The sequence below is a fragment of the Rhizobium sp. SYY.PMSO genome (assembly GCF_046840415.1).
GTDB lineage: Bacteria > Pseudomonadota > Alphaproteobacteria > Rhizobiales > Rhizobiaceae > Rhizobium.
Window position 1 is genome coordinate 1,066,793 of record NZ_CP177349.1, and the last position, 18,731, is coordinate 1,085,523.

Annotated in this window: 22 protein-coding genes; 15 read left to right on the forward strand and 7 right to left on the reverse strand. The window is 61.3% G+C overall.

Annotation, left to right across the window (positions count from 1 at the left end):
• Nucleotides 1-30 precede the first annotated feature (30 nt).
• From secY to ACJJVH_RS05195, 7 genes are all read left to right on the forward strand, one after another.
• The gene (secY, locus tag ACJJVH_RS05165; RefSeq protein ID WP_112803561.1) at nucleotides 31-1,371 is read left to right on the forward strand and encodes a preprotein translocase subunit SecY; all 1,341 of its coding nucleotides are present in this window, start codon (nucleotides 31-33) and stop codon (nucleotides 1,369-1,371) included.
• On the forward strand, nucleotides 1,368-2,018 hold the full coding sequence (locus ACJJVH_RS05170; RefSeq protein ID WP_112803559.1) for an adenylate kinase: 651 nt from the start codon (nucleotides 1,368-1,370) through the stop codon (nucleotides 2,016-2,018). The genes secY and ACJJVH_RS05170 overlap by 4 nt, the downstream gene beginning before the upstream one ends.
• A gap of 217 nt (nucleotides 2,019-2,235) precedes the next feature.
• Nucleotides 2,236-2,604, forward strand: coding sequence for a 30S ribosomal protein S13 (rpsM, locus tag ACJJVH_RS05175; protein WP_004118424.1), 369 nt, complete (start codon nucleotides 2,236-2,238; stop codon nucleotides 2,602-2,604).
• A 131-nt stretch (nucleotides 2,605-2,735) separates the two neighbouring features.
• Nucleotides 2,736-3,125: a 30S ribosomal protein S11 gene (gene rpsK / locus ACJJVH_RS05180; protein ID WP_004118426.1), complete on the forward strand. Its 390-nt coding sequence runs from the start codon at nucleotides 2,736-2,738 to the stop codon at nucleotides 3,123-3,125.
• A 103-nt stretch (nucleotides 3,126-3,228) separates the two neighbouring features.
• Nucleotides 3,229-4,239, forward strand: coding sequence for a DNA-directed RNA polymerase subunit alpha (locus ACJJVH_RS05185; RefSeq protein ID WP_112803557.1), 1,011 nt, complete (start codon nucleotides 3,229-3,231; stop codon nucleotides 4,237-4,239).
• A gap of 45 nt (nucleotides 4,240-4,284) precedes the next feature.
• Complete coding sequence (gene rplQ / locus ACJJVH_RS05190; RefSeq protein ID WP_112803555.1) at nucleotides 4,285-4,707, forward strand: 50S ribosomal protein L17; 423 nt, start codon at nucleotides 4,285-4,287, stop codon at nucleotides 4,705-4,707.
• A gap of 170 nt (nucleotides 4,708-4,877) precedes the next feature.
• On the forward strand, nucleotides 4,878-5,273 hold the full coding sequence (locus ACJJVH_RS05195; protein WP_113372557.1) for a DUF2809 domain-containing protein: 396 nt from the start codon (nucleotides 4,878-4,880) through the stop codon (nucleotides 5,271-5,273).
• Nucleotides 5,274-5,298: 25 nt separating this feature from the next.
• Here ACJJVH_RS05195 and ACJJVH_RS05200 read toward each other — a convergent pair whose 3' ends face one another.
• Nucleotides 5,299-5,817, reverse strand: coding sequence for a DinB family protein (locus tag ACJJVH_RS05200; RefSeq protein ID WP_412064850.1), 519 nt, complete (start codon nucleotides 5,815-5,817; stop codon nucleotides 5,299-5,301).
• Nucleotides 5,818-5,886: 69 nt separating this feature from the next.
• On the opposite strand from ACJJVH_RS05200, the gene ACJJVH_RS05205 reads away from it, so the two are divergent.
• The 5 genes from ACJJVH_RS05205 to ACJJVH_RS05225 all read left to right on the forward strand — a co-directional run bounded on the left by ACJJVH_RS05205 (nucleotide 5,887) and on the right by ACJJVH_RS05225 (nucleotide 10,302).
• On the forward strand, nucleotides 5,887-6,519 hold the full coding sequence (locus ACJJVH_RS05205) for a TetR/AcrR family transcriptional regulator (RefSeq protein ID WP_412064851.1): 633 nt from the start codon (nucleotides 5,887-5,889) through the stop codon (nucleotides 6,517-6,519).
• Nucleotides 6,520-6,655: 136 nt separating this feature from the next.
• Nucleotides 6,656-7,132 carry a MarR family winged helix-turn-helix transcriptional regulator gene (locus ACJJVH_RS05210; RefSeq protein WP_412064852.1) on the forward strand — a complete coding sequence of 159 codons (477 nt, stop codon included), beginning with the start codon at nucleotides 6,656-6,658 and terminating at the stop codon, nucleotides 7,130-7,132.
• Nucleotides 7,129-9,201 carry an FUSC family protein gene (locus ACJJVH_RS05215; protein ID WP_113435792.1) on the forward strand — a complete coding sequence of 691 codons (2,073 nt, stop codon included), beginning with the start codon at nucleotides 7,129-7,131 and terminating at the stop codon, nucleotides 9,199-9,201. The genes ACJJVH_RS05210 and ACJJVH_RS05215 overlap by 4 nt, the downstream gene beginning before the upstream one ends.
• A 4-nt stretch (nucleotides 9,202-9,205) precedes the next feature.
• Nucleotides 9,206-9,415, forward strand: a complete 210-nt coding sequence (locus tag ACJJVH_RS05220) for a DUF1656 domain-containing protein (RefSeq protein ID WP_092844950.1) — start codon at nucleotides 9,206-9,208, stop codon at nucleotides 9,413-9,415.
• Nucleotides 9,412-10,302, forward strand: a complete 891-nt coding sequence (locus ACJJVH_RS05225) for an HlyD family secretion protein (protein WP_112803541.1) — start codon at nucleotides 9,412-9,414, stop codon at nucleotides 10,300-10,302. Before ACJJVH_RS05220 ends, ACJJVH_RS05225 begins: the two co-directional genes overlap by 4 nt.
• 31 nt (nucleotides 10,303-10,333) lie before the next feature.
• Here the strand turns inward: ACJJVH_RS05225 and msrQ are convergent, their stop codons facing one another.
• On the reverse strand, nucleotides 10,334-10,990 hold the full coding sequence (gene msrQ, locus ACJJVH_RS05230) for a protein-methionine-sulfoxide reductase heme-binding subunit MsrQ (protein ID WP_112803539.1): 657 nt from the start codon (nucleotides 10,988-10,990) through the stop codon (nucleotides 10,334-10,336).
• Nucleotides 10,987-11,937, reverse strand: coding sequence for a protein-methionine-sulfoxide reductase catalytic subunit MsrP (gene msrP / locus ACJJVH_RS05235; RefSeq protein WP_112803537.1), 951 nt, complete (start codon nucleotides 11,935-11,937; stop codon nucleotides 10,987-10,989). Before msrP ends, msrQ begins: the two co-directional genes overlap by 4 nt.
• Nucleotides 11,938-12,274: 337 nt before the next feature.
• Here msrP and ilvD point away from each other — a divergent pair, with 337 nt between their 5' ends.
• Complete coding sequence (gene ilvD / locus ACJJVH_RS05240; RefSeq protein ID WP_113383576.1) at nucleotides 12,275-14,113, forward strand: dihydroxy-acid dehydratase; 1,839 nt, start codon at nucleotides 12,275-12,277, stop codon at nucleotides 14,111-14,113.
• Nucleotides 14,114-14,326: 213 nt separating this feature from the next.
• On the opposite strand, the gene ACJJVH_RS05245 is transcribed toward ilvD, so the two are convergent.
• Nucleotides 14,327-14,671, reverse strand: a complete 345-nt coding sequence (locus ACJJVH_RS05245; protein ID WP_113358028.1) for a hypothetical protein — start codon at nucleotides 14,669-14,671, stop codon at nucleotides 14,327-14,329.
• A 175-nt stretch (nucleotides 14,672-14,846) separates the two neighbouring features.
• On the opposite strand from ACJJVH_RS05245, the gene ACJJVH_RS05250 reads away from it, so the two are divergent.
• Complete coding sequence (locus tag ACJJVH_RS05250) at nucleotides 14,847-16,250, forward strand: DegQ family serine endoprotease (RefSeq protein WP_113372552.1); 1,404 nt, start codon at nucleotides 14,847-14,849, stop codon at nucleotides 16,248-16,250.
• Complete coding sequence (locus ACJJVH_RS05255) at nucleotides 16,247-17,563, forward strand: replication-associated recombination protein A (RefSeq protein ID WP_412064853.1); 1,317 nt, start codon at nucleotides 16,247-16,249, stop codon at nucleotides 17,561-17,563. The genes ACJJVH_RS05250 and ACJJVH_RS05255 overlap by 4 nt, the downstream gene beginning before the upstream one ends.
• A gap of 9 nt (nucleotides 17,564-17,572) precedes the next feature.
• On the opposite strand, the gene ACJJVH_RS05260 is transcribed toward ACJJVH_RS05255, so the two are convergent.
• The 3 genes from ACJJVH_RS05260 to ACJJVH_RS05270 all read right to left on the reverse strand — a co-directional run bounded on the left by ACJJVH_RS05260 (nucleotide 17,573) and on the right by ACJJVH_RS05270 (nucleotide 18,609).
• Nucleotides 17,573-17,905 (reverse strand): DUF1883 domain-containing protein, encoded by a 333-nt coding sequence (locus ACJJVH_RS05260; protein ID WP_412064854.1) that lies wholly within the window; start codon nucleotides 17,903-17,905, stop codon nucleotides 17,573-17,575.
• 205 nt (nucleotides 17,906-18,110) lie between these two features.
• On the reverse strand, nucleotides 18,111-18,380 hold the full coding sequence (locus ACJJVH_RS05265; protein WP_112795696.1) for a hypothetical protein: 270 nt from the start codon (nucleotides 18,378-18,380) through the stop codon (nucleotides 18,111-18,113).
• A 34-nt stretch (nucleotides 18,381-18,414) separates the two neighbouring features.
• Nucleotides 18,415-18,609 carry a hypothetical protein gene (locus ACJJVH_RS05270; RefSeq protein ID WP_412064855.1) on the reverse strand — a complete coding sequence of 65 codons (195 nt, stop codon included), beginning with the start codon at nucleotides 18,607-18,609 and terminating at the stop codon, nucleotides 18,415-18,417.
• Between the last annotated feature and the right edge of the window lie 122 nt (nucleotides 18,610-18,731).

Here is an 18,731-nt window from a genome sequence, read left to right on the forward strand (position 1 = left end):
TATGCCGGAATTGGTAATGCGGAGATTTGCATGGCTTCTGCAGCGGAACAATTGGCGTCCAATCTCAATTTTTCGACCTTTGCCAAAGCCGAGGATCTCAAGAAGCGCCTGTGGTTTACGCTCGGCGCTCTCCTCGTTTATCGGCTCGGCACCCATATTCCGCTTCCTGGCCTCAATCCTGCCGCTTACGCCCAGGCTTTCCAGAATCAGTCGGGCGGCATTCTCGGCCTCTTCAACATGTTTTCGGGCGGCGCCGTGCAGCGCATGGCGATCTTCGCGCTCGGCATCATGCCGTATATCTCGGCCTCGATCATCGTCCAGCTCATGACGTCGGTCGTCCCGTCGCTCGAAAACCTGAAGAAGGAAGGCGAGCAGGGCCGGAAGATCATCAATCAGTATACCCGCTACGGCACGGTACTGCTCGGCGCATTGCAGGCCTACGGCATCGCGATCGGGCTTGAGCATGGCAACGGCGTCGTGGTGGATCCAGGCTGGTTCTTCCGCATCTCCACCGTCATAACGCTGCTCGGCGGCACGATGTTCCTGATGTGGCTCGGCGAGCAGGTCACGTCGCGCGGTATCGGCAACGGCATCTCGCTGATCATCTTCGCCGGCATTGCCGCCGGTCTTCCGACCGCCCTGGCCGGTACGCTCGAACTCGGCCGCACCGGCGCACTGTCGACGGGGCTGATTCTCGCCGTGCTGGTCGTGGCCATTCTGGTCATCGCGCTGATCGTTTTTGTCGAGCGCGCGCAGCGCCGTCTGTTGATCCAGTATCCGAAGCGCCAGGTCGGCACCCGCATGTTCCAGGGCGATACGTCGCACCTGCCGCTGAAGCTCAACACCTCGGGCGTCATTCCGGCGATCTTCGCATCCTCGCTGCTGCTGCTGCCGGCAACGGTCGCGGGCCTCGGCAACAACACGGCGCTTCCGACCTGGGTAACGTCGATCATTGCGGCGCTCGGTCACGGCCAGCCCGTCTACATGGTGCTGTACGGCGCGTTGATTGCTTTCTTCGCTTTCTTTTACACGGCCCTTGTCTTCAATCCGAAGGATACGGCCGACAATCTGAAGAAGCATGGCGGCTTCATTCCCGGCATTCGTCCGGGTGAGCGTACCGCGGAATACATCGACTACGTGCTGACCCGCATCACGGTCATCGGCGCGATCTACCTTGTCTTCGTCTGCATCCTGCCCGAAATTCTCGTGTCCCAGACAGGTATTCCCTTGTCTCTGGGTGGCACTTCGCTTCTGATCGTGGTTAGCGTAACGCTGGATACGGTGGCGCAGATTCAGGGTCACCTGATTGCACAGCAATATGAAGGCCTGATCAAGAAATCGAAGTTGCGTGGAGGAAAGAGGGGGCGATGAGACTCATACTTTTAGGGCCGCCGGGGGCAGGTAAGGGGACCCAGGCCCAGCGCATCGTGGAGAAGCATGGCATTCCCCAGCTCTCCACAGGCGATATGCTGCGCGCGGCCGTCCAGGCCGGCACGGAAGTCGGAAAGCGTGCCGATGCCCTGATGAAGGCCGGCAAGCTGGTTCCGGACGAGGTGGTCAATGCCATCGTTTCGGAGCGCATCGATCAGCCGGATTGCGCCGCGGGTTTCATTCTCGACGGTTTCCCGCGTACGTTGGTGCAGGCCGACGCGACCGAGCAGATGCTCAAGGCGAAAGGGCTGGAACTGTCCGTCGTCATCGAGTTGAAGGTCGACGATGCGGAACTGATTCGCCGCGTCTCCGGGCGCTATTCCTGTTCGAACTGTGGCAGCGTCTATCACGACACCGACAAGGTTCCGGCAACCGCGGGCGTTTGCGACAAGTGCGGCTCGACGCATTTCAAGCGCCGCCCGGACGACAATGCCGAAACCATGGCGACGCGCCTCCAGGTCTACTACAAGGAGACGTCGCCGCTGATCGGTTACTACTATGCGAAGGGCAAGTTGCAGAGCATCGACGGCATGGCCGATATCGAGCATGTGACCGACAGCATAGAGGCTATCCTGGCTAAGCTTTAGGTGGCCTAAAATAAACTTGCCGGAGCGGTTGCTTTTTTGCGCTGATTCCGCTAAACACCGCGCCAACTCGCGACATGGTATGCGATCGGCGCGGATTTCCAACGGGAAGTCCGGGCACGGTCGTTTTGACATGTGGCGGACATACATCGAACAAGCAGCTCCCGGGCTGCATAACAAGACCCTTTGCCCAGGCAAAAGGAATGCAAGGAGAACAGGCGTGGCTCGTATCGCTGGCGTCAACATCCCGACTGCAAAGCGCGTAGTTATTGCGCTTCGTTACATTCACGGGATCGGACCGAAGTTTGCACAGGAAATCTGCGAGAAGGTCGGTATTCCGGCCGAGCGTCGCGTCAACCAGTTGACGGATGCCGAAGTTCTGCAGATCCGCGAAACCATCGACCGCGATTACCAGGTTGAAGGTGATCTGCGTCGCGAAACCGCGATGAACATCAAGCGTCTGATGGACCTTGGTTCGTACCGTGGCCTGCGTCATCGTCGCGGCCTGCCGGTTCGCGGCCAGCGCACGCACACCAATGCCCGCACCCGCAAGGGTCCGGCAAAGGCTATTGCTGGCAAGAAGAAGTAATCTCCGGGAAACCGGATGGAGGAGGCTGGCGGTCCGCCGGCCTCTTTTGAGTTTGAAGCGGTGCTCCATGGGTGCCGCTTCGGTGTAGCCGCTGGGATTACGGCGGTGCAGAGATCCAAGAAAGGACTAACATGGCCAAGGAAGCCGTCCGCGTTCGCCGTCGCGAGCGCAAGAATATCACGTCGGGCGTCGCACACGTCAACTCGACCTTCAACAACACGATGATCACCATCACCGACGCACAGGGCAACGCCATTGCCTGGTCGTCCGCTGGTGCCAAGGGCTTCAAGGGTTCGCGCAAGTCGACCCCGTTCGCTGCCCAGATCGCTGCCGAAGACTGCGCCAAGAAGGCTCAGGAACATGGCATGAAGTCGCTGGAAGTTGAAGTTTGCGGTCCGGGCTCCGGCCGTGAATCCGCTCTGCGCGCGCTCCAGGCTGCCGGTTTCATGATCACGTCCATCCGCGACGTGACGCCGATCCCGCACAATGGTTGCCGCCCGCGCAAGAAGCGTCGCGTCTGATCATCGCCACTCACGACGCCGGCCGGGGTAGATGCGCCCGGCCCGGTGTTACTCAAGCTCGGTTGCCACGATTGGATGGTGGCAACGAACGGAAGGCAAAAACATGATTCAGAAGAATTGGCAGGAACTGATCAAGCCGAACAAGGTCGAGTTCACCTCGAGCGGTCGTACGAAGGCTACTCTTGTAGCCGAGCCGCTGGAGCGTGGCTTCGGTCTTACCCTCGGCAACGCGCTTCGTCGCGTTCTTTTGTCCTCTCTGCGTGGCGCCGCTGTGACGGCCGTGCAGATCGATGGCGTGCTGCATGAGTTCTCCTCTATCCCGGGTGTGCGGGAAGACGTGACGGACATCGTGCTGAACATCAAGGAAATCGCCATCAAGATGGACGGCGATGACAGCAAGCGCATGGTGGTCCGCAAGCAGGGCCCGGGCGTGGTCACGGCTGGCGACATCCAGACGGTCGGCGATATCGAAATCCTCAACCCCGAGCATGTCATCTGCACGCTCGACGAGGGCGCCGAAATCCGCATGGAATTCACCGTTAACAACGGCAAGGGCTATGTACCGGCCGAGCGCAATCGTGCGGAAGACGCTCCGATCGGCCTCATCCCGGTCGACAGCCTCTATTCGCCGGTCAAGAAGGTGTCCTACAAGGTTGAAAATACCCGCGAAGGACAGGTTCTCGACTACGACAAGCTGAGCATGGCGATCGAGACCGACGGTTCGATCAGCGGTGAAGACGCCGTCGCTTTCGCGGCTCGCATCCTTCAGGATCAGCTTGGCGTGTTCGTCAACTTCGACGAGCCGCAGAAGGAAGCCGAAGAAGAAGCAGTTACCGAACTCGCTTTCAACCCGGCGCTCCTCAAGAAGGTAGACGAACTGGAACTGTCCGTTCGCTCGGCAAATTGCCTGAAGAACGACAACATCGTCTACATCGGCGACCTCATTCAGAAGACCGAAGCAGAAATGCTCCGCACGCCGAATTTTGGTCGCAAGTCGCTGAACGAAATCAAGGAAGTTCTCGCTTCCATGGGCCTGCATCTCGGCATGGAAGTGCCGGCATGGCCGCCCGAGAACATCGAAGATCTCGCCAAGCGCTACGAAGACCAATATTAACAGTTCAAACGGCAGGCGAATGCCTGCAAGTGAAGGAGAATAGCCATGCGCCACGGTAAAGCCGGCCGCAAGCTGAATAGAACCGCTAGCCACCGTAAGGCGATGTTCGCCAACATGGCGGCTTCGCTCATCACCCATGAGCAGATCGTCACCACGCTCCCGAAGGCGAAGGAAATCCGCCCGATCGTCGAGAAGCTGGTAACGCTCGGCAAGCGCGGCGACCTGCACGCTCGTCGTCAGGCCATCTCGCAGATCCGCGACGTCGCTGTCGTCGCCAAGCTGTTCGATGCGATTGCAACGCGCTACGCCACCCGCAACGGCGGCTACCTGCGTATCATGAAGGCTGGCTTCCGCCAGGGCGACAATGCCGCTCTCGCTGTCGTCGAGTTCGTTGATCGCGACACGGCCGCCAAGGGCGCAGCCGACAAGGCTCGCGTTGCAGCCGAAGAAGAAGCCGCAGCCGCTTAAGGCCAGCTTCGGGTAAAAGATCGAGGGCCGGATGAGCAATCATCCGGCCTTTTCTCGTTTCGGGCCTGTCTGAACAATTTTCTTATTTTCCACGATCGGCAGGGGAGAGGGTATTTCCAGCTTTGCCGGCCGGCGACGTCCGCATCTATCCCTGAAAGGCATTTCCGGGCATGCAACTGCAATTGACACGCAGGCGAACAGGTCTTCTGCTGGCGCTGCTGCTGACTATAGTCTGCGGCCTTGCGCTCAGGCGGTTCGGTTATGCCGCGCATCTGCCTTTCGCTATCGTCAAATATGGCGGCTCGATCCTGTGGGGAGCCATGGTCTACTGGCTGCTTGCCGTTCTCTTCGGCAGCCCGCATCGGTTCAGGATCGCCTCGGCCGCCGTCACTATCGCCGTGCTGGTCGAGCTTTTCAGGCTCTGGCACACGCCCGCACTGGATGCATTTCGATTGACGGCGGCGGGAGCCCTGCTGCTGGGGCGGGTATTTTCGCCATGGAACATTCTGGCTTATGTCGTCGGTATCGTGGCGGCGTTGGCGATGGATCGGGCTTTATCCAGGTAAGGCGCTCGGCCCGACACCTTGCATCTCATTCCGCGGCCGCTGCCAGCCGGCGTGATGGATCGGCGCGGTGCAGATGAACCGCAAGCGTATCCCACGGCGGCGTCATGGAGAGTTGCGCCAGGAGCCGGCCGATCTCACCCCTGTGATAGCCTCCATGCGTCGCGACATGCAGCAACATCTCCTGCCGCGTCATGCAGCCCCTGTCTCCATCGGTGAAGGCAAATGGCAGAGCTTCGGACAGAAGGCCGGGACTGATGGTTTCAAGATACTCCAGATACCAATGATCCGAGGCGGTGAGCGCAGTATGAAGCTCCGGCAGGGAGGGCGTCTCGGCCGTATTGTCATCGATGTAGCCATGCTCACGGCCGGTCAGATGCGCGGCAAAGATCCGTGCGACGACCAGTGAATGGTTCATCAGGCGGATCGCGGTATGGCGTTCCTTGCCGTGGTGAGCGACATGAAGACGACCGATGCTGTCGAGCAGATCCCCGTTCGCCCAGGCCTGATAGCGGAACAGCGTTCGCAGCAATGATATCTCGCTCATGGTGATCGCCCTTTCTTCGGTCGCAGAAATGCGAGTAATCTGTTCACATTTTCGGAGAGGACGGAGCGCATGTCTACTCGCATTCAAAAGCCGCGCTCGCCGATGCGCAAAGAGCCGAGCCAGGCGCGGTCGCGGGCGACGGTGGATGCGATCGTCGAATCGGGTGCTCGCGTTTTGGGCGATCGCGGATGGGCCGGCTTCACGACGAATACGGTCGCTGCAGTCGCCGGCATCAGTATCGGTTCGCTCTATCAGTATTTCCCGGACAAGCTGTCCCTGGTCGAAGCCATCAGGCGCCGCCATTTCGATGAAGTGCTTGCGGTCCTGCGCCGGGCGACGATCAGTGGCTTGACCTTGCGGCAAGGCGTCGAGGCCCTCGTGCAGGGGATGATCGATGCCCATAGCATCAATCCCGATCTGCACAGGGTCCTTTTGGACGAGGTGCCGGGGCTTGAAGGCTCCCGGTCGGCCCATGATGCATTTCTGGCAGATTATCGGCGCTGTTACAGGGATTTCGTCACCACGCACCGACACGCCGATCCCGGGCCCTCCGATGATCTTCTCGCCCAGCTTCTGTCCGGTGTCGTGGAGGGCGTCATCCACAATGGGGCGCGGAAAGGAACGCTGGCATCGGCGGAGTTGAGGCAGGAACTGGTGAAGATGATTTGTTTCTATCTCGGCGGCACGAACCGGCTTGGCTAACGTATCTTTCCTGCGTGATTCTCTCTTTGCCGGCTCCGCCGACCAGCAATATTCGCATAGCAGCATTTCACTTTTCAGATGGCACTTTGGGTCATAATAATTTGAATCCTAATTAGTTTAGTGCTAATAAGTTCCTATGAAATCGTTAAACGTCCTGCAACGCCTCTTCACCGCCAATCTGCTAACGACCGGACGCCAATGGCGCCGGGTCGTCGATCTCGCGCTGAACTCCTATGGCATATCGGAAGCCGCGGCCGCGCCGCTGCTCTGGATCGGCCGTCTGGGGGGAGGCGTGCGGCAGGTGGTTCTCGCCACTTACGTCGGCATCGAAGGCCCGTCCCTGGTTCGCTTGCTCGACCAGCTCGAAAGCATGGATCTTGTCATCCGCAAGGACGATCCGACGGATCGGCGCGCGAAGGGTCTGTGGCTGACGGCCGAAGGCGAAGTGCTTGCCTCACGCATGGAGGATGCCCTCGACGAGTTGCGCGGCAAGATTCTCGCCAACGTCGATCCCGCCGATATCGAAGCTGCCGTTCGCGTTCTGAAAGCTTTCGAGGAGTTCGAATCGCCGAAGACCGGCGGAGCCGAGCAGGAGCGGGAGAAGGTCCTATGAGCATTCCATCCTGGCGCGACTGGCTGTTTTCGGTCAAAGCCTTCATTGCGGCGATCATGGCGCTGTTCATCGCTCTGTCGCTGGATCTGCCGCGCCCCTATTGGGCGATGGCCGCCGTCTACGTGGTTGCCAATCCTCTTGCCGGGGCCACGAGCTCCAAGGGGCTTTATCGCGCACTGGGCACGCTCATCGGCGCCAGCGCCTCGGTCATCCTCATTCCGCTCTTCGTCAATGCTCCGGAATTGCTTTCCATTGTCGTCGCGTTGTGGACCGGAACCTTGCTGTTCATCTCGATGCTCGACCGCACTTCGCGCAGCTATGTGTTCATGCTCGCCGGCTATTCGCTGCCGCTGATCGCGCTTCCGACCGTCGGCTCGCCGGAAACCGTCTTCGATGTGGCGCTTGCCCGCTCCGAGGAAATCATCATCGGCATCGTCTGTGCGAGCGTCGTCAGCGCCATCGTCTTTCCGAGCAGTGTCGGCACCGTGCTCGGCCAGCGCATCGGCTCCTGGCTGGATGACGCCGGCACCTGGGCGGACGAAATCCTGCGCGGCGAGGGTGCCTCTCCCGCGACGCCATTGAAGCGGCAGAAGCTTGCCGCCGACGTCTCCGGCCTCGATCTGGTCATCAGCCAGCTGCGCTATGATGCGGGCAGCCGCGATATCGTCAGGCATTCGCGCGAGCTGCGCGGCCGCCTGTTGATGCTGCTGCCTCTCTTCTCCTCTCTCGCCGACCGGCTGCACGGCCTGAAAGCCGGCGGAAAGCCGTTGCCGCAGGGGCTTGTCGCCGTCCTGAACGAAGTGGCCGACTGGCTCGGGCAGGGCGGTCGCGGCAAGGCGGACGAAACAGCCGATATCCTGTCGAAGAAGATCGAGGAATTACAGCAGAGCGATCCGGATCTCGGCTGGGACGATCTCGTCCTGTCGAGCGCCCTGGCTCGCCTGAAGGAAATCGTCGATCTCTGGCAGGATTGCCTGACGCTGCGCGATCAGATCATCTCCGGGCAGCAGGTCGGCACATGGCGCCCGGCTTTTCGCCACCGCAACGTCGTCGGCCACATCAGGCATTATGACTATGCACTGCTTGCCTTCTCGGCCGGTGCGGTCGTCGTCGGAATTGCGGTTGCCTGCTTCTTCTGGATCTATTCCGGATGGGAAGACGGTGCCGGCTTCGTCACCATGGCCGCCGTTGCCTGTTCGTTTTTCGCCTCGTTCGATCGTCCTGCCCCCTTCATCACGTCGATGTTTGTCTGGAGCGCCGTGAGCGTGGTCATCGCTTGCGCTTATATCTTCGCCATATTGCCGTCGATATCCGGCTTCGAGATGCTGGTGCTGGTCTTTGCGCCGCCCTTCCTGGTGATGGGCTTGATGATACCGCGGCCGCAGATGAACATGCTGGCCATGCTGCTGGCGGTGAACAGCGCGTCTTTCATTGCGCTGCAGGATCGCTATACGGCCGATTTCGCAACCTTCGCCAACAGCTCGGTTTCGAGCCTGGCAGGCATGGGTTTCGCCCTGGTCTGGACGCTGCTTACCCGTCCGTTCGGCTCGGAGCTTGCCGCCTGGCGGCTGGTTAGGGCCGGCTGGACCGATCTTGCCGAAACCGCAGCCGGCATCCGCCGTGCCGACCATGAGCGTCTGTCCGGCCGCATTCTGGATCGTCTCGGCCAGCTCGTGCCCCGTCTCGCAGGCATCGAAGACCGCGAACTGAAGAAGGTCGATGGCTTTGCCGACGTCCGTCTCGGCTTCAACGTGCTGATGCTGCAGAAGGAGCGCAGCCAGTTGGGCTCCGCTTCCGCCGCATCCCTCAGCGAAGTCCTGATCGGCGTTTCGGATTTCTATCGCTCGCGTCTGAAGGCCAAGCGCGCCATCGATCCCTCCGATGATCTGCGCGTGTCGATCGATCGCAGCCTCGAGACGGTTGCGCAGGAAAAACGGCACTCCGGCCGAGCGAGCCTGGATGCGCTCGTCGGCCTGCGCCGGGCACTCTTCCCCCATGCCGAGCCGCCGGCGAGCTGGCGACCGCCCGTATCGGATACAAATCAACCTCTTCCCATTGCCGCCGAGTAATATCATGCCCGCAGAATTCGATCTTTATGGCGTCTATATCCCGCGCCTTCTCGTTCTCATGCTCGTGACGCTGTTTGCCGTCATCATTCTTCGACGCCTCCTGGCATGGATCGGAGCTTACACTCTGGTCTGGCATCGCGGTCTTTTCGATCTCGCGCTTTACGTCCTGCTCCTCGGCGCCGTCTCCTCTGTCTCTCGTTGGTACTTCACATGAACGCGTTAAAACTCATCGGCCGCGTGGCCGTCACTCTCATCTTCGTCGTTGCCGCCATCTATGTCGGCCGTCAGCTCTGGGGCCATTATATGGACGAGCCGTGGACGCGCGATGCGCGCCTGCGGGCCGATGTCGTCGGTATCGCGCCCGACGTCTCCGGTCTCGTGAGCGAGGTTCTCGTCAACGACAACCAGACCGTCAAGAAAGGCGATGTCCTCTTCCGCGTCGATCGCGACCGCTTCGCCATCGCTCTGGAACAGGCGGATGCCGCGCTTGCGAGCAGCAAGGCCGCTCTCGATCAGGCCCGCCGAGAAAGCCAGCGGCAGGAACGCCTTGGCGACGCCGCCTCCCTCCAGCAGAAGGAGCAGGCGCAGACGACCGAGCAGCAGGCTGAAGCCACGCTCCGTCAGGCGACCGCCAATCGCGAGCTTGCCCAGCTGAACCTCGACCGCTCCGAAGTCCGTGCCACCGTCAACGGCACGATTTCCAACCTCAGCCTGCGTCCGGGCGATTATGTTTCGGCCGGCACCGCCAAGGTGGCGCTGATCGATACCGATTCCCTGCGCGTCGAAGGCTATTTCGAGGAAACGAAGCTGCCGCGCATCCATGTCGGCGACCAGGTTTCCATTCACCTGATGGGTCAGGTCGAGAAGCTGACCGGTCATGTCGAAAGCATCGCCTACGGCATCGAGGACCGTGAACGGACCTCGGGCAGCCTGCTCGCCAACATTACGCCGACCTTCAGCTGGGTGCGCCTCGCCCAACGCGTGCCGGTGCGCATCGCGCTCGACAAGGTGCCCGACGGCACGAAGCTGATTGCCGGGCTGACGGCGACCGTCGAGGTGCAGGAGCGGGGCCAGGCGAAAATCGCCAGCGCCGCGGAATGATACTCGCTTGAAAAGGACAGGGCGGCCGTCTTCAGGCCGCTCTGGAACTTGAGGCCGGAGCGGGCCTGCGCGCCGCCCGACGCCTCTCCATCATGATCGGCCTGTAGGATCGGTAAAGGATCATGGCGATCAGCAGGCCGATATAGACGAACTGCTCCAGCGACAGGACCTTGGTCGACAGGGCGAAGTGCAGGGCGCCGCAGGCGGCGACGATATAGACGAGGCGGTGCAGCCAGATCCACTTTTTGCCGAGACGCTTGATCGAGACGTTGTTCGAGGTCACGGCAAGCGCCAGCAGCATGACGAGGCCCGCCATGCCGAACATGATGAAGGGCCGCTTCAGCACGTCGTCGATCACGGCCTGCACGTCCAGCGCCTGGTCGAGCACCATGTAGACGATCAGGTGCATCAGGGCGTAGTAGAAACAGAGCAGGCCGAGCGCACGGCGATAGCGCAGATAGTTCCAGCCGAAGAGATCCCGAAGCGGCGTCACCGCCAGCGTCAGCAGCAGGAAACGGATCGCCCACAGCCCCAGGAAAAGCTCGAAGGTCTTGACCGCGTCGGCGCCGAGCTGATCGGTCGCGCCGAGATAGAATTCCCAGACGGCCGGCAGAAGCCCGACAAGGTAGAGCGCCCAGACGGAAGCGGATTGCCAGCGCTTGGGCAGGGCAAAGGAGAGAGCCATCAGAAATTTACCCGCAGGTCCATGCCGCTATAGAGGCTGGCGACCTGATCCGCATAGCCGTTGAAGGGCAGGGTAGGATGGCGGTTGGAGCCGAAGAAACCGCCTTCGCCGATGCGCCGTTCGGTCGCCTGGCTCCAGCGCGGATGGTCGACGGCCGGATTGACGTTGGCGTAGAAGCCATATTCCTGGCTGTTGGTTGCTTGCCAGGTATTCAATGGCTGCTTGTCGGTGAGCGTGATGCGCACGATCGACTTGATACCCTTGAAGCCATATTTCCACGGCACGACGAGCCGGATCGGCGCGCCGTTCTGGTTGGGCAGGGTTTCGCCGTAAAGCCCGACGGCGAGCAGCGTGAGAGGATTGCGCGCCTCGTCCAGGCGCAAGCCTTCGACATAGGGCCAGTTCAGCGATTGGAAAATGCCCGATTGCCCCGGCATTTCCTCCGGCCTGACAACCGTCTCGAAGGCGACGAATTTGGCACTGCCCTGTGGCTCCACCTTGTCGAGCAGCGCCGACAGCGGAAAGCCATCCCATGGAATGACCATCGACCAGGCCTCGACGCAGCGCATGCGATACACGCGCTCTTCCGGAGGGAACTCCTTGATCAGCGCGTCGATATCGAACGTGCCGGGCCTGTTGACCATGCCGTCGACCTTGATCGTCCAGGGCCTGGGCTTGAATTTGCCCGAAAGGTTGGCCGGATCGGCCTTGTCGAGGCCGAATTCGTAGAAATTGTTGTAGGTGGTGACGTCCTTGATCGGCGTCAGCTTCTCGTCGACCGTGTAGCTGCTCCTGGTCGCCGTCAGCGCCTCGGCCATCGCCGCCTTGCCGCCGATGGCAGCCATGCCGATGCCGGCGGTCGCAGCCGTCAGGAATTCGCGGCGCTTGAGATAGGCCGAGCGTGGCGTGATCTCTGATGGCGCAATTCTGGGCGGGCGGAAGGCAGGCATGGAACGATTCCTCTATGCGGTTGCGGCGACAAAAATCAATACGCGGCGGGCACAGGTTTTGTTACACTCTTAGGCCGGCATTTCTTTCAAAGTGAAACCAACTTTTTGTGTGCGCTTGTGATCGGATCGCTTCGTTCCCAATTTCAAGCGTGCGGCCCGGCGGCGCGGATACGGCCCTTGCCCTTGCGGCGTACCGGATTCGCTTGAGTTGATAGTGACAGTATTGCACGATTGGATTAGGACAATCCCAAAAAGCGGAGTTGCCGGCGTCCCCTTCGGCCCAAGCCTTTGGCCTATGCCGACGCCGCGCAAATTCCAGGATGACGAGGAAGACACCATGCCAGCTTATCGTTCCAGAACCACCACCCACGGCCGCAACATGGCCGGTGCACGCGGCCTTTGGCGCGCGACGGGTATGAAGGACAGCGATTTCGGCAAGCCCATTATCGCGGTGGTCAATTCCTTCACCCAGTTCGTGCCCGGCCACGTTCACCTCAAGGATCTGGGCCAGCTTGTCGCCCGCGAGATCGAGGCGGCCGGCGGCGTGGCCAAGGAATTCAACACCATCGCCGTCGACGACGGCATCGCCATGGGCCATGACGGCATGCTTTATTCGCTGCCGTCGCGCGAACTGATCGCCGACAGCGTCGAATACATGGTCAACGCCCATTGCGCCGACGCAATGGTCTGCATCTCCAACTGCGACAAGATCACCCCCGGCATGCTCATGGCCTCGCTGCGCCTGAACATCCCGACGGTCTTCGTTTCCGGCGGCCCGATGGAAGCCGGCAAGGTCGTCCTGCACGGCAAGAAGGTCGCCCTCGACCTCGTCGATGCGATGGTTGCCGCTGCCGACGACAAGATCACCGACGAGGACGTTCAGGTCATCGAGCGCTCCGCCTGTCCGACCTGCGGTTCCTGTTCCGGCATGTTTACCGCCAATTCGATGAACTGCCTGACCGAAGCCCTCGGCCTGTCGCTGCCCGGCAACGGTTCGACGCTCGCCACCCACGCCGACCGCAAGCGCCTCTTCGTCGAAGCCGGCCATCTGATCGTCGATCTCGCCCGCCGTTATTACGAGCAGGACGATGCGACGATCCTGCCGCGCAACGTGGCCTCGAAGCAAGCATTCGAAAACGCCATGTCGCTCGATATCGCCATGGGCGGCTCGACCAACACCGTGCTGCACATTCTGGCGGCCGCGCATGAGGGCGAGATTGACTTTACCATGGCCGACATCGATGCGCTGTCGCGCCGCGTGCCTTGCCTTTCCAAGGTCGCGCCCGCCAAGAGCGACGTTCACATGGAAGACGTCCATCGCGCCGGCGGCATCATGTCGATCCTGGGAGAGCTCGACAAGGGCGGCCTGATCAACCGCGATTGCCCGACCGTGCATGCCGAGACGCTTGGCGACGCCATCGAACGCTGGGACATCACCCGTACCAACAGCGAAAGCGTGCGCGAATTCTTCCGCGCGGCTCCGGGCGGCGTTCCGACGCAGGTTGCCTTCAGCCAGAGCTCCCGTTGGGACGAGCTGGACACGGACCGCGAGAAGGGCGTCATCCGCTCCGTCGAGCATCCTTTCTCCAAGGATGGCGGTCTTGCCGTCCTCAAGGGCAATCTGGCGCTGGACGGCTGCATCGTGAAGACGGCCGGCGTCGATGAATCGATCCTGAAATTCTCCGGCCCGGCCAAGGTCTTCGAAAGCCAGGATGCCGCCGTCAAGGGCATTCTCAGCAACGAGGTCAAGGCCGGCGACGTCGTTGTCATCCGCTACGAAGGTCCGAAGGGCGGCCCCGGTATGCAGGAAATGCTCTATCCGACGAGCTATCTGAAGTCGAAGGGCCTCGGCAAGGCTTGCGCGCTGATCACCGACGGCCGCTTTTCCGGCGGCACCTCCGGCCTGTCGATCGGCCACGTTTCGCCCGAGGCGGCGAATGGCGGCGTGATCGGCCTGGTGCGCGAAGGCGACATGATCGACATCGACATCCCGAACCGGATCATCAGCCTGCGCATCGACGATAAGGAGCTGGCCGCACGCCGCGAAGCCCAGAATGCCAAGGGCTGGCATCCGGCCGAAGTGCGCAAGCGCAACGTCACCACGGCGCTGAAGGCTTATGCCGCGTTTGCCACGAGCGCGGACCGCGGTGCGGTCAGGGATCTGGGTGGGAAATAACCAAGCCCCTTCGCCCCGCAGAGCGGGGGGAAGGTGGACTCGAACGGTCGAGCAGAGCTCGGCCGCGAGAGGACGATGAGGGGCTTTCGGGAGATTTGCCGCGAAAGCATAGTCTGCCTGACGCGCGCTTGCCCCTCACGCTGGCCTTCTCCCCGCAGGCGGGGAGAGGGGACATCTCCGGCGTGAGCCCTTAAGCCATTGCAAACCAAACCCTTACAGCGGCCGATTGATCTGCTTGTAGGTGTCGTTCAGCACCTTCAGGCGCTCCTCGTAGGATGAAGTCAGGCACGCGACATCCGCTCCGCAGGCCTGCCGTTTCTTCAGCCATTCGGTCTGCTGGTCCTGCATCGTCCCGCGCGCGCCCATGGCCAGAAGCCCCGAAAGCAGGTCGAATGTCGTCACCATCTTCACATCGGCATCGTTGAGCGCCCGGACGTCGCATATCGTCTTTTCGTCCGGCTTCAGGGTTGGCGCCTCGCAATCGAAGCTGGCCGCATGAGAGGTGCCGGCCATGGCGACGGTGAAGACGAAGGCGGCGGCAAGATGGTTCGATCGCATGTCTGGTTCCCTTTTCACGATTCCCAACGCGAAATGCATGACAGCATGTTTTTGTTCATCGAACCTGTTTTTTATCGCCGCATACCTCCATTTATGCTTCATGCTTCCGCCCTCTTTTCTTTCTAGCGTCGGGCGCTACAACGTTGTTTAAAGAGAAATAAAAAGGGAAATTTCCATGCAAGTCCTCCTGAAGCGCACTGCCGTTTCGATGATTGCTCTCGTCATGGCGATGCCGCTTTCCGCTGAGGCTCAGACGGCAAAGACGCTGCCGCAAAGCCAGACGGAGATGCAGCTTTCCTTCGCGCCGCTGGTCAAGCAGACGGCGGGCGCGGTGGTGAACGTCTATGCCGAGCGGGTCGTGCAACGCCAGTCGCCGTTTGCCGGCGATCCCTTCTTCGAGCAGTTTTTCGGGCAGCGCATGCCGAATCGCACCGAGAAGCAATCGTCGCTGGGCTCGGGCGTCATCGTGGAGGCGAACGGCACCGTCATTACCAACAATCACGTCGTCGATGGCGCCGACGATATCAAGATCGCGCTCTCGGACGGCCGCGAATTTCCCTGCAAGGTCATTCTGAAAGACGATCGTGTCGATCTTGCCGTGCTGAAAATCCAGTCGAAAAATGAGACCTTCCCGGTCCTGCCCATCGGCAATTCCGATGGGATCGAGGTCGGCGATCTCGTTCTCGCAATCGGCAACCCCTTCGGCGTCGGGCAGACGGTGACGAGCGGTATCGTCTCCGCGCTCGCCCGTAACCAGGTGAAGAACGAGGTCGGCTTCTTCATCCAGACCGACGCCTCGATCAACCCCGGCAATTCGGGCGGCGCGCTCGTCAACATGACCGGCCAGCTGATCGGGCTCAATACGGCGATCTTCTCCCAGGGCGGCGGCTCCAACGGTATCGGCTTTGCCATCCCCGCCAACCTGGTCAAGGTCTTCCTTGCCGCGGCCGACCGGGGAGACAAGTCCTTCGAGCGTCCCTATATCGGAGCGTCTTTCGAGCCGGTGACGTCCGATGTCGCCGAAGCGCTTGGTCTGGACAAGGTGCGCGGCGCGCTGGTGACGAAGGTGGTCGATGGCGGGCCGGCGGCAAAGGCCGGCCTCAAGCCGGGCGAGGTGATCACGGCGCTGAACAACATCTCCATCGAGCATCCCGACGCTCTGGGCTACCGCCTGACGACGGCCGGCCTGGGTGCAACCGTGTCGTTGACCGTGCTCGACAACGGCAAGGAGCACGAGACCACGATGACGCTTGCCGCGGCGCCCGAATCCACGCCGCGTGACGAACGGGCGATCGAGGGCGACAATCCGTTCTCCGGCGCGACCGTTGCCAATCTCTCGCCGCGCGTTGCCGACGATCTGCATATGCCGCCTGATTCCACAGGCGTCGTCATCGAGAGTCTGAAGCCGAACTCGCCGGCGGATCGGCTGGGATTTGCCGCGCGCGATATCGTCATTTCCATCAATGGCGTTGCAATCAGCACCACGGAAACGCTTCAGAAAACCGTCAGCTCCAACCCGAGCTTCTGGCGCGTCGAGATCGAGCGTGACGGACAGCGCATCCGGCAGTTCTTCCGATGAGCGACGACCTGTTTGCACCGCGGATACCGGAGGAGGTCGCCAACAAGCGGCCTCTGGCCGATCGTCTGCGGCCGCAAACGCTGGCTGAAGTCACCGGTCAGGCGCATCTGACCGGCGAGGACGGCGTTTTGCGCCGGATGATCGAGGCGGGTTCGCTCGGCTCGATGATCTTCTGGGGACCGCCCGGCACCGGCAAGACCACGGTTGCCCGGCTGCTTTCGGGCGAGGCGGGTCTCGCCTTCGAGCAGATTTCGGCGATCTTTTCCGGTGTCGCCGATCTGAAGAAAGTCTTCGAGGCGGCTCGGCTGCGCCGCATGGACGGCCGGCAGACCCTGCTTTTCGTCGACGAGATCCATCGCTTCAATCGCGCGCAGCAGGATAGCTTCCTGCCCGTCATGGAGAACGGCACCGTCATTCTTGTGGGAGCGACGACGGAGAATCCGTCCTTCGAACTCAATGCCGCTCTTCTCTCCCGCGCCCGCGTCCTGACGTTCCGCTCGCATGACGAGGAAAGCCTGGAAGAGCTGCTGCGCCGGGCCGAGGCGGTGGAAGGCAAGCCGCTGCCGCTGACGGAGGATGCCCGCGCCAGCCTGATCGGCATGGCCGATGGCGATGGCCGTTCGGTGCTGACGCTGGCGGAAGAGGTCTGGCGTGCCGCGCGCAAGGATGAGCTTTTCGACCCCGACATGCTGGTCAAGATCGTCCAGCGTCGCGCCCCGGTGTACGACAAGGCGCAGGATGGGCACTATAATCTGATTTCCGCGCTTCATAAGTCGGTTCGCGGCTCCGACCCGGATGCAGCGCTCTACTATCTCGCGCGCATGTTCGATGCCGGCGAAGATCCGCTCTATCTCGGCCGCCGGCTGGTGCGCATGGCGGTGGAAGATATCGGACTTGCGGACCCGCAGGCTCTGGTGATCTGCAATGCCGCCAAGGATGCCTATGATTATCTGGGCTCGCCGGAGGGGGAACTGGCGCTGGCGCAGGCTTGCGTCTATCTCGCGACCGCGCCGAAATCCAATGCGGTCTATACCGCCTTCAAGGCGGCGACGCAGGCCGCCAAGCAGAACGGTTCGCTGCTGCCGCCCAAGCACATCCTCAATGCACCCACCAAGCTGATGCGTACCGAAGGCTATGGCGACGGCTATCGTTATGACCATGACGAGCCGGATGCCTTTTCGGGGCAGAACTATTTTCCGGAGAAATTGGGCCGGCAGACGTTTTACGATCCGCCGGAGCGCGGATTCGAGCGCGAAATCCGCAAGCGGCTGGACTGGTGGGCGAAGCTGCGCAAGGAACGCGGCGAGCGCTGACGCCGTTTGTCAATGGCCGTTGGCGGCTTCCTGCGGGGCTTTCTGCATGCGCGGGGCAGGCGCTTTGTCGACCGTTTTCACGCTCGATTCCGCCAGGCTTTTATGGCCTTCCATGTCGATGATGATATGCCAGTGACCGGATTCCGGTATGGTGAGCCGGATTGGCGATTTCTTGGCGACACCGCCCAGAAACTGGTGCTTGAGGGTTTCCGTGAAGCGCTCGAAATTCGAGTCGTTCATCAGCCTGACATTGGCGATGGCCGAGAGCGTGATTTCGATCACCGTGCCGGCGCGTTGTTCCCTGAGATCGTAGTGACTGTAGCGGAAGGCAGGCTTCGACATCGTGTTTCTGTTGTCCGGGACATCTGGTCTGAAAGACTACCGAACGCGGGTTAAGGAAGCGTTCGGCCGGGATGCCGGAACTGTCGAAGCCTGTGTTGATTGGGCTTGGGGCGGCTCTGCGTTTCACGGAACCGCTGACCGCCCATCTCTTTGTTTTTGCGCAGTTCCGGGCTAAAAACCGCTGCGCGCTTTTCCTGGCATTGCGCTAATGCAGGTTGGAAAAGATAGTTGCAAAACCATCCAGTTCGAGGATGGCACCTTCCGGCGCATGGCAGATATCGGCCGGATTATGGTTGCATTCTTCCGCTGCGAAGTGCAAGGCGGCGGCCTCGTTGCGGAACAGGCCGCCGACGAGACCCTGCCTGTCGTGAACGACCCAGCCGCCGCGTCGGTTTCGGCCGATGATGAAGCGCGCCGGAGCCGGCGAAATCTGGCGGTGAGCCGGGCGGCGCGGAATATGCTGTGCGTTTGCCATGTATTCTTCTTCCTTTTGGATGTCTTCGGTTTGCTCAGTGTCCGGTCAGGCGCAGCGTCATCTGCAAAGCGCCGGCAATCAGAAAGACAAGCCCGAGGCGCGGCGCGATGGCGCGAAGGCCGCTCAGCAGTGCGTCCGACGAGACGTGTCGTTCGCTCCTTGCCGTGGCCGCAGCATGTGGGCGCGGAAGACGAACGGCGGATTGGCCGGCGAGCCGGTAGCGTGACATCGTAATTCCTTTCCAGTGTCACCGGCGCCGCCGATCCGGGTAGGACGATTTCCGGCGCCATGCCGTTGAATCTATGCGGGAGTTGTCGGGATTTCCATTTGGCTGAAGCGGCAAAAATATAA